Source organism: Actinomadura pelletieri DSM 43383 (assembly GCF_003634705.1).
In the GTDB taxonomy this organism is placed as follows: Bacteria; Actinomycetota; Actinomycetes; order Streptosporangiales; family Streptosporangiaceae; genus Spirillospora; species Spirillospora pelletieri.
In genome coordinates this window covers 315,377-331,372 of sequence record NZ_RBWU01000001.1, presented here as the reverse complement: position 1 = coordinate 331,372, position 15,996 = coordinate 315,377, and the positions used below count along the sequence as shown (strand labels likewise).

Here is a 15,996-nt window from a genome sequence, read left to right as displayed (position 1 = left end):
GCCGGGGTCGGCGGCCGTAAGTAGCCGCCGACCCAGGGGTGCAGCTGAGCTACAACGAGACGTATGCGCGTGGTTCCTCGCCGACACGGACAGGTGATGTGCGGCGTGTCTCCCGGCGGAGGTGCTCGCGGTCGCCCGGTCGGTGGGGGAGGCGGGGGAGCGGGCGGTCCGGGCCTGGCGGACGGTTCACCGCCGATGGCCGCGACCAGGGCGTCGAACCTGTCGCACAGCCACTGGTCGTCGGCGCAGATCAGCTCTGCGAACTTGCGGTCCGCCCGCGCCGGCGCCAAGCCGTATATATCGATCACTCCCCCGGAACCTATGTCAGCGTCACCAGGTCAACGACCGATCTCACTGCTTCCTATACCCCATGGAGCATGAACTAATCAAGTGAAGTTGGAGGTAACTACGAGAGGGGTAGCAGGAGGTTTGACAAGCACGTGGGGCAGGAATCTATACTTCGAGTTGTAGGTTTCCTCTTGATGAAGGCAAACGTCCCGGGCGTGGAGAACCCGGGGATCTTCGGAGGTGAAGCAACGATGCTGCTGACGTCGATCGACCCCTTCGTGCAGGAGTTCGAGCGCCAGTTCGACCGGGCCGTCCGTCAGGTCACCGGACACGTCAACGGCACGAGCATGCCGATGGACGGCATCCGCCGCGCCGACGACGTCGTCCTCCGGTTCGACCTGCCCGGCATCGACCCCGGCTCGATCGAGGTCACCGTCGACCGCGGCGTCCTGTCGGTGACCGCGCGGCGCGAGGAGCAGTTCGACGAGGACGAGCGCCTGTTCGTCCACGAACGGCCGATGGGCTCCTTCGCCCGCCGCGTCTACCTGTCCGACCACCTGGACGCCGACAAGATCGAGGCGGCCTACGACAACGGCGTGCTGGCCGTCCGGATCCCGGTCCTGGAGAAGGCCCGGCCCCGTAAGGTCGCCGTCCGGCAGGGCGGCGACGGCCGGAAGGCCATCAGGGGCTGATGTGCGGAACTCCGGCTCGCGGCGCTTCGACGATCCGCCGGTGCATGTGGTGACGAGCCGGTTCGCGGCCCCGCCTCGGCGAGCGGCATCGAGGGTCACGCCGCCGTCTCGCCGGGCGGGGCCGCCCGCCTTCCGGTACCGGGTCATCTCCGCGGGATCACGAAGAAGGGAGGGGCGATGACGCTGCCCATGGACGACGAACACGCGGCCCTGTTCACCGTGGGACAGGTCGCCGACATGCTGCATGTGCAGCAGGCGTTCCTCCGGCGAATCGACGACCACCAGGTCGTGTCCCCGCGACGCTCGGCGGGCGGGCAGCGCCGCTACTCCCGATACGAGATCGGCCGCATCCAGCAGGTCGTCGGGATGGTGGGCGAAGGCATGACCCTGCCCGCCATTCGCCGCATCTTCGAGCTCCAGCAAGAATTGGCCCGGGTGACCCGCGAACGCGACGAGCTCGCCCGGCGGCTGACCGAGTTGGGCGGAGCGGACGCCGGCACCGGAGCCGCGACCGTCTCATCCTGAGCGCACGACCGAAGTCCGGAACGGCCATGCGGGGGCAGGGAGGGAGCAGCGCATGCCCTTGACCATCACCCATCGTCGTCATCGGGACCTGGCAGTGGCGGTCCTGACCGGCGAGATCGACGTGGCGACCAGCGCCCATCTGCGCGAGGACCTGACCGGCCTGGTCGCGTCCGGGGCCCGCCACCTGATCCTGGACCTGCACGCCGTCCCACTGATCGACTCGGGCGGGCTCGGTGTCCTGGTCGCGATCCACGACCACCTGCAGGCCCAGCACGGCTCGATCAGCCTCTCCAGTGTCAGCCACCGCGTCCGGAACGTCCTGCGGAGCACGCAGCTCACCCGGGTCTTCCCCATCTACGCGACGGCCGATGTGGCCGTCCACGCCCACCAGGTCACCCGCGCCGAGGAGCCCGACACCGGGCAGGGAAAGTCACCTCCGCCGACCCAGGAAAATCTGTAGTGGTCGGGGTAGATATTCGCGGGACGATGGGGTAGGCTTACTGCCATCGAAGGGAAAGAAGTCCATGAGACGCGGCAGAGGACGAACTGCCCGGACAGATGGATGGCGCGATGTGGAAGCGCCGGAGTCGACGCAAGGCATGTGACCCCGGCGGTCGGTCGCGCGCCCGGTGGTCGAGGGGCCACCGGAGGTACGAAGGTAAGTGCAGGAAGAAGACAGGTAGAAGAACACGGAAGGAGGATCTCGGCACCATCGGGATCGCCCGCAGTAGGCTCCAGTCACGCCACGCGGGTACCGCGGCCACACAGAACGAACGTGAACCGCGGTCACGCATCCGCGATCCCCATGTCTCGGCCACACGGTCGGTGCGCACGACAGCCGACCAGATGTCAGGCATACGGTGTTGTACCTCTCGGCCCCGGCGCCGCCTCTTGGCGCCGGGGCCACCGGCGTGTTCGAACGGAAGACCAACACCACGAGCGGGCCCTGAACAGGCCCCGCCATGACGTGGGCACAGCGCAGTACGGAAGGTTTTGTGAACCCAACCCCACCGGCTCAGACCGGTAGCCACACCGAACACCAAGACCCCCGGACCACACCCTCCGGTCCGGAGCAGGACACCCTCGCGGACGCCGGAGTCACCCTCGACGCCACACGCCGCGACACCCCGGACAACCCGCTCGACGACAAGCTGGACGACGAGGACTACCCCGCCTACAGCATGGGCCGGGCCGCCGACATCCTCGGCGTAACCCCCGCCTTCCTGCGCAGCCTGGACGCCGCCAAACTGTTCGTCCCGCAACGCTCGGCCGGCGGCCACCGCCGCTACTCCCGCTACCAGCTTCACCTGGCCCAACGCGCCCGCGACCTGGTCAACGAGGGCACCGCGCTGGACGCCGCCTGCCGCATCATCATCCTGGAAGACCAGCTCGCCGAAGCGCAGCGCCTCAACGCCGAACTCCAACGCCGCAGCGACACGTGATGACTGCAGGCACGGCCCACCTCGCCTTGCGGCTGTGTTGATTGCAGGCACGGCCCACTTTGCTCGCCTGGCGGCTCGCTGCGTGACCGTTCCTGGGGCGAACGCGGCATCGCTTCGCGATCTGCCCGGTTGCGCTCGCCTTCGGCGTCGCTGCACCGGGCAGGTAACGCGTTCGTGTGCGGGCTGAGGCTGTTTTTACTGCAGGTCTGGCCCACTGCGCTCGCCTGGCGGCTCGCTGCGTGGTCGGGCCTGGGGGAACGTGTTTTGCTTCGCGGTCTGCCTGGTTTCGTTTGCCTTTGGCTTCGCTGCATCGGGCGGGTCACGTGTTCGCGTGCGGCTGAGGCCGTTGTTTCAGGCTCGGCCTGCTGCGCTTACCTGGCGGCTTGCTGTGTGGCTGGGCCTGGGGGAACGTGTTTTGCTGCGGGGTTTGCTGGCCTTCGGTGTTGCTGCATCGGGCGGGTTACGCGTTTGTGTGGGGTTGAGGCCAGTTCGGGGCCGGTACTAGGTGTGTGTCGAGGGGCTTCGCGGGACGCTGGGAGGTGTCTGTCAGACGGGGACGTCGGTGAAGGAGGCGATCACGGGGGCTGGGTCGTCGGCGTAGAAGCGGATGGTGCGTACCAGGGCTCGCTCGCCCAGGGGACGGACGGCGACGATCGGCTCGGCCAGTTCGACGACCACGTTCGTCTGCGATGCCACGGCCAACGACAGGCGATCGTCCACCACCGTGATCTTGCCGTTCTCGTTGAAGTTGCGGACGGGCCGTACCGAGGAGATCCGGTCGCGTGGAATGCGCAGATCGAAGAAGGCGCCGTAGCGGAGGCGGAGTTCGTCGTCCGAAAGCACGTGCGGGCGGGTGACGCAGGCCGCGACGATCGCCAGGACGATTAGCAGCGAGTACACGTCCACCACCAGGATCAGGATGCGCAGCCCGTCGGGGGCGCCCAGGCCCCGTAGCAGCAGTTCCGCGCCGGCGGTTTCCGCTGCCATCGCGAACAGGAACGCCAGCTGAAGGGACTGTTGCCCGCCCGAGTAGGGAACGGCGACCGCGCCCGGCGGCACCCCGTTCCGCCGCCGTGCCACCAGCAGGCCCAGGCTGACCAGGCCCTTCGTGTCGAAGGACAGGATTCTGCGCGCCTTCTCCGGCAAGAGGTTCTTGACGCTCAGGAACGCCGTCCGCCAGTCGGCCCCGGCCCGGCGCGCGGCGAGGACGAGGCGAGCCCCCGCGACGACCTCCAGGAGCAGTACGGTCACGACGGCCGTCCGACCTGCGAGGATCAGCGGGCGCGGCAACGACACATCCGACGCGGCCAGGACCAGCAGGATCAGGTTGGCGGGCACCGCGATGTACATCGCGGCCCGCGTGAACCTCACCACGGCCGGTTCCCGGGGCGGACGAGTACCGGCCGGTCAGGGGCGGTGTGCGTGACGAGCATGTCCAGCGTGACCATGACCTCATTACAAACGTTGACGCTACGTCAAGGTCAACCTCGCGCGAAGATCATTTATCTCCGGAGGATCACGGAATCCCTTTGCCGGTAAGGGTTTGCGGGCTCTGGTGTCGGCGAGGCGGGGTGCCGTTGTGCCGGTTCGGCGGTGGTCTGACCTGCGCAATACGGGCTTGACACCGACTTTTCCTACCATAATTATATGAATATGGCGCACGCACTGACCGTCCGGCGTGTGGTGGACCACATGCGGCTGGACAGCACTCTCTGTCGCTGATCCGGATCTGCCCTCTCTTTCCCCCCCTCCTTCCCCCGAGTTCTCCTCCGCGAGAGCCGGCCGTCGCGTGTCCCGATGCGGCGTGGTCTTCTCGCTCGTTTTCCTGAAGGGCCTAGTTCAGCCATGTCGAGTTCTGTTCCGTATGCCTCCCGGGCGAAATCCCCACGCCGTCGATCCCCGCTGGTCTGCGCCGTCCTCGCCCTGCTGGTGAGCCTGACCGCCGCCTGCGGCGGGTCGGCCACGGCCGGGAGCGGCGGCTCCGGGTCCGGCACGGTGATCAAGCTGAGCGACCCGGGCAACGCCGGGGTGCTCGCCTATGCCAAGCGCGAGAAGATCCTGGAAGAGCGGCTCAAGACCGTCGGCGCGTCCGTGCAGTGGGGCGGCTCGTACGCCTCGTTCACTGCGACGATCGACGCGGTGCGGTCCAGGTCGGTGAACGTCCTGGAGGGCGCGATCTCCCCGGCCGTGGGTTACCTGGCCAACGGGCGCGACCTGCGCATCTTCGCCGCCGCCGACCGGGTCACCGACAAGGCCGCGCCGTATGAGGACGGCCTGGTGGTCAAGCCCGACAGCCCCATCAGGTCGGTGCGCGACCTGGTCGGCAAGCGCGTCGCGGTCAACAAGGCCGGACGCGGCGAGTACTTGCTGCTGCTCGCGCTCAAGCAGGCCGGCATTCCGGCCTCGCAGGTTCGGCGCGTCCATCTGAATCCGGCGCAGGGCGCGTCGGCGTTCGCGACCGGCAAGGTCGACGCCTGGTGGGCGATCGTCCACGCCTATCCCGAGGTCGTCGCCAAGGGGGCGCGGGTCCTGGTGCACGGTCGTGACCTGCCCGACCAGGACCTCACCATCTTCGCCGCCCGTACCGAGGTGCTCGAGGCGAACCCGCGGGCCGTCCAGGTCTTCCTGGACGTGATCCGCGAGCTGACCGAGCAGGAGAAGCGCGACCCGCGCAAGTTCCAGAACGTGTTCCTCGACAAGGGGCCGACCGCCCTGTCCGGTGCGCGGCTGGACGTCGAGCTCGCCAAGGCCCGCTACCAGAACGTGCCGCGTCCCGTCACCGACGCCGACGGGCGGCATGTCACCGCGGTCGCCGGTCTGTTCCAGGCGGAGGGCGTGCTGCCGAACGCGATCAAGCCCGAGGACGTGCTGTTCAAGCTGGGGTCCCGATGACCGCCGAGATCACGTCCGAGGTCGTGGGGCGCCGTCCGGCGGAGACGACCGTTGACGAGCTGCGCCCGCCGCCGTGGCTGGGACGGCGGCGAAGACGACCGGCGGTCTCGCTGGCCCTGCGGCTGTCGGTGCCGCTGGCGCTGCTGGTCGCCTGGTGGTGGGGCGCGAGCAGCGGCCGGATCCCACCGGACGTCCTGACCGGGCCGGGCGCGGTGCTGTCGGCCCTGGGCGAGCTGGCCTCCACCGGGCAGCTCACCGACTATGTGCTCGCCTCGGCGCGGCGCGCGGCCCTCGGCGTCCTGGTCGGTTGCGGTGCGGGCCTGGTGCTCGGCGCCGCCGCCGGACTGTCCACGCTGGGCGAGGAACTGATCGACCTGACCCTGCAGATGAAGCGGGCGGTGCCGTTCCTGGCGCTGGTGCCGCTGTTCATCTCCTGGTTCGGCGTCGGCGAGACGTTCAAGATCGCGCTCATCGCGGTCGCCGCGTCCGCGCCCATGTACGCCTATGTCTATCTCGGTGTCCGCAGCGTCGACCGCAAGGTGGTGGAGGCCGCCCGCGGGTTCGGGCTGCGCGGCCCGCGGCTGGCGGTGGCGGTGGTGCTTCCGACCGCGCTGCCCAGCGTGCTGATGGCGCTGCGGATCAGCCTGTCGGTGTCGCTGACCGGCCTGATCGCCGCCGAGCAGCTCGGCGCGACCGAGGGCATCGGCTACCTGGTGACGCTCGCGCAGCAGTACTACCGCAACGACTACATGGTGCTGTGCATCCTGATCTACGCGCTGCTCGGGCTGCTCATCGACCTCGCGATCCGGGGTCTGGAACGGCTCGCCACGCCGTGGCGTGGGCAGGTGACGGCCCGATGAGCCGGAACGAGGTCGCCGTGCGGGTGCGGGGGCTGCACAAGGCGTTCGGCGGCAAGAAGGTCCTGGACGGGATCGACCTGGAGGTCAGGCGTGGCGAGTTCTTCGCGCTGCTCGGCCCGAGCGGCACCGGCAAGACCACGCTGCTGCGGCTGCTGGCCGGCCTGGAACGGCCCGACTCGGGGACGGTGCTGACCGCGCCGCGTGTCACCACGGTCTACCAGGAGCCCCGGCTGGTGGTGGCCCGGCGCGTGCTGGCCAACGTCACGCTCGGACTGCCGCGGTCGGCCCGGGAGAAGGGCAGCCGTGCCCTCGCCGAGGTCGGTCTGGGCGGACGCGAGAGAGCCTGGCCCGCCACCTTGTCGGGCGGGGAGGCGCAGCGGGTGGCGCTGGCGCGGGCGCTGGTCCGCGACCCGCAGGTGCTGCTGCTGGACGAGCCGTTCGCCGCCCTCGACGCCCTGACCCGCCTGCAGGCCCAGGACCTGGTCGCCGAGCTGTGCGCCCGGCACCGTCCCGCGGTCGTCCTCGTCACCCACGACGTGGACGAGGCGGTGCGCCTGGCCGACCGGGTCGCGGTGCTCGACGGCGGAGCCTTCGCGGTGGATCGTGCCATCGATCTTCCTCGTCCGCGCGACGCGACATCGGCCGTGACCGACCCTGCGGTGCTGGAACACCGCCGTGAGCTGCTGACCCGACTGGGCGTCTCCACGCCCTCCGACACGACGACCCCCGAGAAAGCCGACCTGGCGTCCGACCGAGGAGTGATCGCATGAGCAGCTCGCAGCACAGTGGTGTCGACAAGATCTGGTTCACCCGCTGCCCGGTGCCGACCGCCAGCGGGCTCGCCCACCGGCGTGGCGGGCTGGCCGAGGCGTTCGCGCCCTTCGGGCTGGAGGTGGGCGTCCTGCAGGACGCCGAGCCCGAGCTGGCCCGCCACCATTTCGATCACGAACTGCCGGGCCTGTTCCGCGAGGGCGGCAACGTTCCCGCGCTGGCCGCCCGCAGCGAGGGCGGGCCGACCCGGCTGATCGGGTTGACGTGGATCGAGGAGTGGCAGTCGATCCTCGTCCGTCCCGACTCGGGCATCGAAGGGCCGCAGGACCTGCGCGGCGCCCGCGTGGCGCTGCCCCGCTGGGCCCGGACCAAGGCGCAGAGCTTCCCGCGTGCGATGGCGCTGCACGGCGCCAAGGGCGCCCTCACCCAGGGCGGCCTCACGCTGGACGATGTCACGTTCGTCGAGGTCGACGCGGACCTGTCGCCCTCGGTGGGACGTGACACGCGCGGCGGAGGCATCAACTGGCCCGGCCTGGACGAACTCGTCGACGGACAGGTGGACGCCGTCTACGTCAAGGGCGCACGCGCCGCCGAACAGGCCGCCGACCTGGGGCTCGTCGTCGGCGTCGACCTGGACGCCCATCCCGACCCGTCCACGCGCGTCAACAACGGCACGCCGCGGCCGATCACCGTGCACGAGCGGCTCCTGGACGAGCACCCCGAGCTGGTGACCGCGTTCCTCACCGCCACGTTGCAGGCGGCGGACTGGGCCGCCGCCGACCTGGAGGGCGTGCGGAAGATCCTCTCCGGGGAGACCCGGTCGGGCGCGTCCGGTGTGCGCACCGCCTACCGCGACGGGTTCCACCGCACGCTGCGTCCGGAACTCTCCCGGGAACGCCTCGACCTGCTCGTGAAGCAGAAGGACTTCCTGCTGCTCCACGGCTTCCTGGCCGCCGACGTCGACATCGAGTCGTGGGCGGCGCCCGAGCCGCTGCGCGAGCTGACCGAGAGGAAGGCAGCATGACATCCCCCGGCCGTTCTGAAGGATCGTCCCTCCCCACGAGGACGCCCAGGTTCCTGCTCACGCTGCCGACGATCGGGCCGGACCTGTCCCCGGCTCCGCTGCCGGACTTCGTCACCGACACCCGCGAGGGCCGGTACGGAGCGTTCGACGCGATCGCCGAGGTGGGACGCGCCGCCGAGGTCACCGGATTCGACGGGATCGTCGCCCCCTTCACGTCCGACGCGGAGGAGTCGCTGGTCGTGGTCGCGGGGCTGCTGCGCGACAGCCGCTGGATCCACGGCGTGGCCGGGTTCCACCCCGCCCTCGGCACCCCGGTGTACGCGGCGAAGCTGTCGGCGTCGCTGCAACGGTTCACCGGTGACCGCTTCGGCTGGTGGCCGGTCGTCGACCTCCCCACGGCGGTGGCGCGGGCACACGGCGACTTCCTGGAGGGCCCGGACCGCTACGCCCGCGCCGACGAGTTCCTCACCATCGCCAAGGGCGTGTGGGACCACGAGGACTACACCTACGAGGGCAGGTTCTTCCAGGTTTTCGCCGGCGGCTTCCAGGGTCCGCTGGCCGAACGGCGGTTCCCGACCGTCCACCTGTCCGGGGTCTCGGACGACGCGCTGAACCTGTCCGCGAAGCACGCCGACGTGCACATCTTCGACGTGACCGACGACCTCGACTCGCTCACCGCCGACCTGGCCGAACGCGCCGCCGAACGCGGCCGGACCGTCGCCTCCGGGCTGCGGCTGACCGTGGTGGCGCGCGAGGACGAGGACGAGGCGCGCGGCGTCCGGGACGTCCCCGACCACGCCCTCGTCGGGTCGTTCGACCAGGTCGCGGCGGAGTTGCAGGGCTATGCCGACCGGGGCGTGAGCACGTTCGTCCTGGAGCCCGCGCCGCACGTCGAGGAGATCTACCGACTCGGGGAGCTGCTGCTGCCCCTCTTCCTTCGGGAGCACGCCCATGTCGATTGACATCTACTGGCGCATCGGGACGCACGGCGACCAGTCGTCCCTGCGCCGCCGCCTGGTGACGCGCGGCGACTGGTCGCCGGTCGAGCCGGGCAGCATCACCCCGGGGCTGCGCCGCGGGCGCCCGGACGGGTACACGCACCTGGACCACATGGCCGACGTCGCGCGCTCCACCGAGCTGTCGGGGTTCGTCGGCGGGCTGCTGCCCTCGTTCCCCTTCACCGACGACCCCTGGGCGGCGGCGGCGAGCCTGGCGCGCGAGACCACCACCTACCGGTTCATGATCGCGTTCCAGCCGGGTTTCCTGCACCCGGTGCAGGCGGCGCGGATGTCGGCGAGCCTGCAACGCGCCACCGGCGGACGCGTCGTCTACAACATCATCTCCGGTGGTGGCGGTCCCGCCCAGCTGTGGTGGGGCGACAAGGTCGGCCATGACGACCGGTACGCCCGGACGTCGGAGTTCCTCGACGTCCTCAAGGCCGTCTGGTACGGCGGCCCGGTCACCCACAAGGGCCGCTTCTACCAGGTCGAGGGCGCGGGGCTTCCCGATCGTCTCGCCGGGCAGCCGTTCCCCGAGGTCTTCTTCTCGGGGTCGTCCCAGGCCGCGATCCAGGCCGCCGGACGGCACGCCGACTACTACCTGTCGTGGCTGGAGCCGTTCCCGGCGCTGGCCGCGAAGTTCGACCAGGTCCGCGAGCACAGCGCCGCCATCGGCCGCTCGCCCAGGTTCGCGGTGCGCATCGACGTGCTGGCCCGCGAGACCGAGGAGGAGGCGTGGGCGGAGATCCGCCGCGGCTGGCGGCATGTCGACCCCGAGCAGTTGCGGGGCCCCGAGTCCACCGGCGACTCGGTCGGCTGGCTGCGCAGTTCGCAGTTCATCGACTGGCCGGTGCGCGCGCCCCGCGAGCTGGAGGCGAGCCCCAACGTGTGGGGCGGTTTCCATCTGCTGCGCGGCGGTCCCGCGTTCGGGCTGGTCGGCAGCTACGCGCAGGTCGCCGCCCGGCTCGACGAACTGATCGCGCTCGGCGTGGACGCGTTCATCCTCGCCGGGGTGCCACACCTGGAGGAGGCGCGCCGCGTCGGCGAGCACGTCCTTCCCCTCCTGCGCGGCCGCTGGCCGGACACCGCGCCCGACACGTCCCTCCCCACTCTTGAAGCGAAAGGACTCACTCGATGACCCGCGTCGGCTACTTCCCCCACAACAACTCCCTCTGGGTGCTGCGGCACCGGGGCATCCTGGAGCGATCGCTGCCGGACGTGGAGTGGGTCGACCTGCGCTCGCTTCCGGCGGGTGACCGTCCCGAGCCCACGCAGGGCCTGCCGTCGCTGCACGGCGACCACCTGTTCGACGGCGGCTACGACTTCATCGGCACCGGCTCCACACCGCCGATCACCGCGCAGGGCCGCGGGCACGACATCGTCTATGTGGCGATCTCCGGGCCGCGGGTGGACAACGGGCGGCTGGTCGCCCTGCCCGACTCCGGTATCACCACCCCGGCCGACCTGTCCGGGAAGCGCGTCGCCCTCGGCCACGGCTCCTGGCAGACCACCCTCCTGCTGCTGGCGCTCGACCAGGCGGGGCTGAGCTGGAACGACATCGAGCCGGTCGACGCCGGAAACGAGGGCGCGCAGCTGCTCCTGGACGGCAAGGTCGACGCCTGGACGGGCAGCTATCCGGCGCTGACCGCGGTCGAGAGCGTGACGGAACCGGTGACGCTGATCGAGACCGACGGGCTGTTCAGCCACCGTTCGCTGTGGTTCACGCGGCGCGACTTCGCCGTCGAGCACCGCGACGTCCTGGCGTCCATCGTCGGGGCGCTCCAGGAGTCGGACGCCTGGATCCGCGCCAACCCGCGCGAGGCGGCCGCCCTGTTCGCCGCCGACGACGGCGGTGACCTCGACGCGTGGGAGAACGCCCTGCGCGGTCGCCCGTTCGGGCTGCTGCCGGTCAGCGAGGAGTTCGTCGCCGAGCAGCAGCGCGCCGCCGACCTGCTGCACGCCAACGGCCTGCTCGACCGGGAGATCACGGTCGCGGACGCCGTCCTGCCGGACCTGGCCGACCTGGTCACCCGCGCCTAGCCGACGCCGCCCGCCTGACCGAAAGGAAAAGCCCGATGTCCACGCGAATCGTCACGTTGGTCGGCAATCCCCGGCCGAACTCGCGCACCCGCGCCGTCGCGATCCAGGCCGCCGACACGGTCGGCAGGCGCCTCGGCGCCGTCGACCACGAGACCCTCGACCTGTCGGCGCTGGCCGTGGAATTGGGCTCGCCGTCGGCCTCCGCCGTGGTGGAGGTGGCCGTGGAGACGGTCCTCGGCGCCGATGTGCTGGTCGTCGCGACCCCGACCTACAAGGGCACCTACACCGGGCTGCTGAAGATCTTCCTGGACCGGCTGCCCGGCGGGGCGCTGGCCTCGACCATCGCCCTGCCGCTGATGGTGATGGGGGACGCCCGGCACGCGCTCGCCGTGGAGGTGCATCTGCGTCCGTTGCTGGTCGAACTGGGCGCGTTCGTCCCCACGCCCGGGGCAGCGCTGCTGGACGGCCGGATCGAGGAGGCGGGTGAGGTTCTGCGCGGTTGGGTCGATCGGATCGCACCCCAGTTCGTGCCGCTGCTCACCGACCGGACCGCCGCGGTCTGACGGCGTCCGGGCGGGGGCGTCCCCCTTGACCGGTGCCCCGCACCGCTCAAGGGGGACCCCGGTCCGGGCACCGCACCATTCCTACGAAGGGACGTTTCGTCCATGTCCGCATCGCCCATCGATCTCGCGCGCCCGGCCCCCCGGGCGCGCCCCGGACTCCCCAGACTCTCCGCGTTGCCACGGCCGCGTCTCTCGCTGCGCTTAATCAGCCCGCTGGTGCTGCTGGCGCTGTGGCAGATCACGAGCAGCACGGGCGTCCTGCCCGAGCGGCTGTTGCCGTCTCCCGCGACGGTCGCCGGCACCGCGGTGACGCTGACCGCCGACGGGACGCTCATCGACGCCGTCACGGTCTCCCTGCAACGTGCGGTGATCGGCTTCCTGGCCGGGGCCGTCGCCGGGCTCGCGCTGGCGCTGGTCGCCGGTCTCAGCCGGACGGGTGAGGGCATCGTCGACCCGCCCATGCAGATGTTGCGGGCACTGCCGCTGTTCGGCCTGATCCCGCTGTTCATCCTCTGGTTCGGCATCGGGGAGATCCCCAAGGTCATCCTGGTGGCCTTCGGCGTGCTCTTCCCGATCTACCTCAACACCTACTCCGGCATCCGGGGCGTGGACGCCAGACTGGCGGAGGTCGGGCAGGTCCTGCGGCTCGGCCGGGCCGCGCTGATCCGGCACATCGTGCTGCCCGGCGCCCTGCCGCAGACGCTGGTCGGACTGCGGCAGAGCCTGGGCGTCGCCTGGCTGGCGCTGATCGTGGCCGAGCAGGTCAACGCGAGCAAGGGCCTCGGCTTCATGATCAACGACGCTCGCGAGTTCCTGCGCATCGACATCGTCGTCCTCGGCCTGCTCGTCTACGCGGTCCTCGGGCTCACCACCGACGCGCTGGTGCGGCTGCTGGAGAGGAGGGCGCTGTCATGGCGACGCGGACTGGTGGCGACGTGACCGACACCGTTTCCCAGCCCACGGCTCCCGCCGAGTCCGCGGACGCCGGCCCGGTCGTCCGGACGCGGGGGCTGACCAAGAAGTTCGGGGCTCGTACCGTCCTCGACGGCGTCGACCTGGACATCGAGCGCGGTGAGTTCGTCGCGCTGCTCGGCCGCAGCGGCTCGGGCAAGTCCACGCTGCTGCGCCTGCTCGCCGGGCTTGATCGCGACAGCAGCGGCGGTCTGCACGTCGACGGCACCGTGTCGGTGGCGTTCCAGGAACCGCGCCTCGTGCCGTGGAAACGGGTGCTGGACAACGTCACGCTCGGGCTGCGGGACCCCGACCCGGTCGCCGCCGCCGAACGGGCGCTGGCGGAGGTCGAGCTGACCGAGCGGCGCGACCGGTGGCCGCTCACCCTCTCCGGCGGCGAGGCCCAGCGTGTCTCCCTCGCCCGCGCTCTCGTCCGCAACCCCGACCTGTTGCTGCTCGACGAACCGTTCAGCGCCCTCGACGCGTTGACGCGCATCAACGTGCACCGGCTCGTGCTCGATCTGTGGGCCCGGCACCGTCCCGGCGTGCTCCTGGTCACGCACGACGTGGACGAGGCGCTGCTGCTCGCCGACCGCGTCCTGGTCCTGGACGGCGGCCGGATCGCGCACCAGTCCACGGTCGGGCTGCCGCGACCCCGTGCCCGTGAGGACCGGGAACTCATCGAACTCCGCTCCGCCCTGCTCGCCCGGCTGGGCGTGACCCTCGAAGGAACGACATGACCAGACGCCATGGCGCCGCGATTCTGCTGACCGCGCTGCTCACGGTGGTGGTCGGCGCCTGCTCGTCCGACGGCGACGGGTCCGGGGGCGGCGGGGAGGTCGTCCTGCGCGTCGGTGACCAGAAGGGCGCCAGCATCCAGCAGATGCTCACCGCGGCCGGAGAGCTGGACGGCCTCTCCTACAAGATCAAGTGGTCGCTGTTCACGTCCGGGCCCCCGATCCTCGAAGGCATCAACGCCGGATCGGTCGACTTCGGGTCGGTCGGCAACACGCCGCCGGTGTTCGCGGCCGCCGCCAAGGCCCGGATCGTCATCGTGGGCGCCACCGAGTCACGCGTGACCGGGCAGGGCATCGTGGTGCCCAGGGGCTCCACGCTGCGCGCCCCGGCCGAACTGAAGGGCAAGAAGGTCGCCGTCGCCAAGGGCAGTTCGGCGCACTACCACCTGCTGTCGGTGCTCACCAAGAACGGACTGTCGTTCGACGACATCGAGCCGCAGTACCTCCAGCCGTCCGACGCCCTCACCGCGCTCACCGGTGGCCGCGTCGACGCCTGGGCGACCTGGGAGCCGTACACCGCCCAGGCCGAGCTGAACAACGGCGCCCGCGTCCTGGTCGACGGCACCGGTTACACCAACGGCTACGGATTCCAGGTCACGTCCAAGACGACCCTCAAGAACGAACGCCGGGCCGCCGCGCTCAAGGACTTCCTATCCCGCTATCAGCGGGCGGTGCAGTGGTCCAACGCCAACTCCGCGCAGTGGGCCGCGATCTGGGCGAAGCAGACCCGGCTGCCCGGCCCGGTCGCCGAACGCGCCGTCCAGCGCCGCCTGTCCGCCATCATCCCCATCGACGACACGGTGATCGCCTCCGAGCAGCGGATCGCCGACTCCTTCTACGACGTCAAGGTGATCCCCGCCAAGGTGACGATCGCCGACTTCTTCGACCGGCGGTTCAACGACCTCGCCGTGGTCGCCCAGCAGAGAAAGTGACGATGCGATGAGCCTGCGATTTCACTGGTTCCTGCCCACCACCGGCGACGGGCGTACCGTGGTCGGCGGAGGGCACAGCGTCCCCAAGGGCGTCGGGGTGCCCGACGGGAGGGCGGGAACGGCCGACCAGTTCCGCGCCCCCGACATCGACTACCTCGCCCAGGTGGCCCGCACCGCCGAGCACCTCGGCTTCGAGGCCGTCCTCACCCCCACCGGCACCTGGTGCGAGGACGCCTGGCTGGTCACCGCGGCGCTCATCCGCGAGACCAGCCGGCTGAAGTTCCTGGTCGCGTTCCGGCCCGGCCTGATCTCGCCCACGCTCGCCGCCCAGATGGCCGCGACCTACCAACGGATCTCCGGTGGACGGCTCGCGCTCAACGTCGTCACCGGCGGTGAGGCCGCCGAGCAGCGCCGCTTCGGCGACCACCTCGGCCACGACGAGCGGTACGCGCGCACCGACGAGTTCCTCTCCGTCGTGCGGGGCGCCTGGGAAGCCGAACCGTTCGACTACACCGGCGCGCACTACCAGGTGGAGGGGGCGACCGTCCGGACGCCGCCCGAACCCGTTCCGGAAATCTACTTCGGCGGGTCGTCCGACGCCGCGGCACCCGTCGCGGCCCGGCACAGCGACGTCTACCTCACCTGGGGAGAGCCTCCGGAGCAGGTCGCCGCCAAGCTCGACCGCATCCGCGAACTGGCCCGCGCGCAGGGACGTACCGTCCGCTTCGGCATCCGGCTGCACGTCGTCACCCGCGACACGTCCGAGCAGGCCTGGAGCGAGGCCGGACGGTTGCTGGACAGCGTCGACCCCGACTCCGTCGCCCAGGCGCAGCAGGCCATGGCCGCGAGCGAATCCGTCGGCCAGCAGCGGATGCGCTCCCTGCACGAGCGGTACCGCGCCGACGGCGGAACGGACCCGCGCGAGCTGGAGATCTACCCCAACCTGTGGGCGGGCGTCGGGCTGGTCCGCGGCGGCGCGGGCACCGCTCTGGTCGGCAGCCACAGCGAGGTCGCCGACCTGGTCGAGGAGTACGCCGCCCTGGGCATCGAGGAGTTCATCCTCTCCGGCTATCCGCATATCGAAGAGGCGTTCTGGTTCGGCGAGGGCGTCCTGCCCGAGCTGCGCCGGCGGGAGGCCGCCGCCGCCGCGCGCCGGCGCCCCAACTGGGCGTCCCGGGCCGCGCACCACCGCTTCCAGGTGGTCACACATGAGTGAGGTGT

General features: G+C 70.8%; 17 protein-coding genes. 16 read left to right on the top strand and 1 reads right to left on the bottom strand.

Going from position 1 to position 15,996, the window contains the following annotated elements; all coding sequences use genetic code 11:
• The first annotated feature begins 482 nt into the window (after nt 1–482).
• The 4 genes from BZB76_RS01430 (at nt 483) to BZB76_RS01415 (ending at nt 2,947) form a co-directional block, all read left to right on the top strand.
• Nucleotides 483–980 (top strand): Hsp20/alpha crystallin family protein, encoded by a 498-nt coding sequence (locus BZB76_RS01430; RefSeq protein ID WP_246006696.1) that lies wholly within the window; start codon nt 483–485, stop codon nt 978–980.
• Nucleotides 981–1,157: 177 nt separating this feature from the next.
• Nucleotides 1,158–1,505: a MerR family transcriptional regulator gene (locus BZB76_RS01425; RefSeq protein ID WP_121432475.1), complete on the top strand. Its 348-nt coding sequence runs from the start codon at nt 1,158–1,160 to the stop codon at nt 1,503–1,505.
• 52 nt (nt 1,506–1,557) lie between these two features.
• Nucleotides 1,558–1,965 carry an STAS domain-containing protein gene (locus tag BZB76_RS01420; protein ID WP_121432474.1) on the top strand — a complete coding sequence of 136 codons (408 nt, stop codon included), beginning with the start codon at nt 1,558–1,560 and terminating at the stop codon, nt 1,963–1,965.
• 721 nt (nt 1,966–2,686) lie between these two features.
• Nucleotides 2,687–2,947 (top strand): MerR family transcriptional regulator, encoded by a 261-nt coding sequence (locus BZB76_RS01415; RefSeq protein WP_121433375.1) that lies wholly within the window; start codon nt 2,687–2,689, stop codon nt 2,945–2,947.
• A 546-nt stretch (nt 2,948–3,493) separates the two neighbouring features.
• On the opposite strand, the gene BZB76_RS01410 is transcribed toward BZB76_RS01415, so the two are convergent.
• Nucleotides 3,494–4,321 carry a hypothetical protein gene (locus BZB76_RS01410; RefSeq protein WP_121432473.1) on the bottom strand — a complete coding sequence of 276 codons (828 nt, stop codon included), beginning with the start codon at nt 4,319–4,321 and terminating at the stop codon, nt 3,494–3,496.
• A 471-nt stretch (nt 4,322–4,792) separates the two neighbouring features.
• Here BZB76_RS01410 and BZB76_RS01405 point away from each other — a divergent pair, with 471 nt between their 5' ends.
• The 12 genes from BZB76_RS01405 (at nt 4,793) to BZB76_RS01350 (ending at nt 15,991) form a co-directional block, all read left to right on the top strand.
• Entirely contained in the window at nt 4,793–5,839 is a 1,047-nt protein-coding gene (locus BZB76_RS01405; protein WP_121432472.1) for an ABC transporter substrate-binding protein, read from the top strand.
• Nucleotides 5,836–6,699, top strand: coding sequence for an ABC transporter permease (locus BZB76_RS01400; RefSeq protein ID WP_121432471.1), 864 nt, complete (start codon nt 5,836–5,838; stop codon nt 6,697–6,699). The genes BZB76_RS01405 and BZB76_RS01400 overlap by 4 nt, the downstream gene beginning before the upstream one ends.
• On the top strand, nt 6,696–7,469 hold the full coding sequence (locus BZB76_RS01395) for an ABC transporter ATP-binding protein (protein ID WP_121433374.1): 774 nt from the start codon (nt 6,696–6,698) through the stop codon (nt 7,467–7,469). Before BZB76_RS01400 ends, BZB76_RS01395 begins: the two co-directional genes overlap by 4 nt.
• Nucleotides 7,466–8,494, top strand: coding sequence for an ABC transporter substrate-binding protein (locus tag BZB76_RS01390; protein ID WP_121432470.1), 1,029 nt, complete (start codon nt 7,466–7,468; stop codon nt 8,492–8,494). The genes BZB76_RS01395 and BZB76_RS01390 overlap by 4 nt, the downstream gene beginning before the upstream one ends.
• Nucleotides 8,491–9,456 (top strand): LLM class flavin-dependent oxidoreductase, encoded by a 966-nt coding sequence (locus tag BZB76_RS01385; RefSeq protein ID WP_121432469.1) that lies wholly within the window; start codon nt 8,491–8,493, stop codon nt 9,454–9,456. Before BZB76_RS01390 ends, BZB76_RS01385 begins: the two co-directional genes overlap by 4 nt.
• On the top strand, nt 9,446–10,630 hold the full coding sequence (locus BZB76_RS01380; RefSeq protein ID WP_121432468.1) for an LLM class flavin-dependent oxidoreductase: 1,185 nt from the start codon (nt 9,446–9,448) through the stop codon (nt 10,628–10,630). Before BZB76_RS01385 ends, BZB76_RS01380 begins: the two co-directional genes overlap by 11 nt.
• Nucleotides 10,627–11,532: an ABC transporter substrate-binding protein gene (locus BZB76_RS01375; RefSeq protein ID WP_121432467.1), complete on the top strand. Its 906-nt coding sequence runs from the start codon at nt 10,627–10,629 to the stop codon at nt 11,530–11,532. The genes BZB76_RS01380 and BZB76_RS01375 overlap by 4 nt, the downstream gene beginning before the upstream one ends.
• Nucleotides 11,533–11,567: 35 nt before the next feature.
• Nucleotides 11,568–12,095 carry an NADPH-dependent FMN reductase gene (locus BZB76_RS01370; RefSeq protein ID WP_121432466.1) on the top strand — a complete coding sequence of 176 codons (528 nt, stop codon included), beginning with the start codon at nt 11,568–11,570 and terminating at the stop codon, nt 12,093–12,095.
• Between the two features lie 174 nt (nt 12,096–12,269).
• Nucleotides 12,270–13,034, top strand: a complete 765-nt coding sequence (locus BZB76_RS01365) for an ABC transporter permease (RefSeq protein ID WP_420534756.1) — start codon at nt 12,270–12,272, stop codon at nt 13,032–13,034.
• Entirely contained in the window at nt 13,007–13,786 is a 780-nt protein-coding gene (locus BZB76_RS01360; RefSeq protein WP_121432464.1) for an ABC transporter ATP-binding protein, read from the top strand. The genes BZB76_RS01365 and BZB76_RS01360 overlap by 28 nt, the downstream gene beginning before the upstream one ends.
• Complete coding sequence (locus BZB76_RS01355) at nt 13,783–14,775, top strand: ABC transporter substrate-binding protein (RefSeq protein WP_121432463.1); 993 nt, start codon at nt 13,783–13,785, stop codon at nt 14,773–14,775. Before BZB76_RS01360 ends, BZB76_RS01355 begins: the two co-directional genes overlap by 4 nt.
• 7 nt (nt 14,776–14,782) lie before the next feature.
• Nucleotides 14,783–15,991 (top strand): LLM class flavin-dependent oxidoreductase, encoded by a 1,209-nt coding sequence (locus tag BZB76_RS01350; RefSeq protein WP_121432462.1) that lies wholly within the window; start codon nt 14,783–14,785, stop codon nt 15,989–15,991.
• Nucleotides 15,992–15,996: the final 5 nt, after the last annotated feature.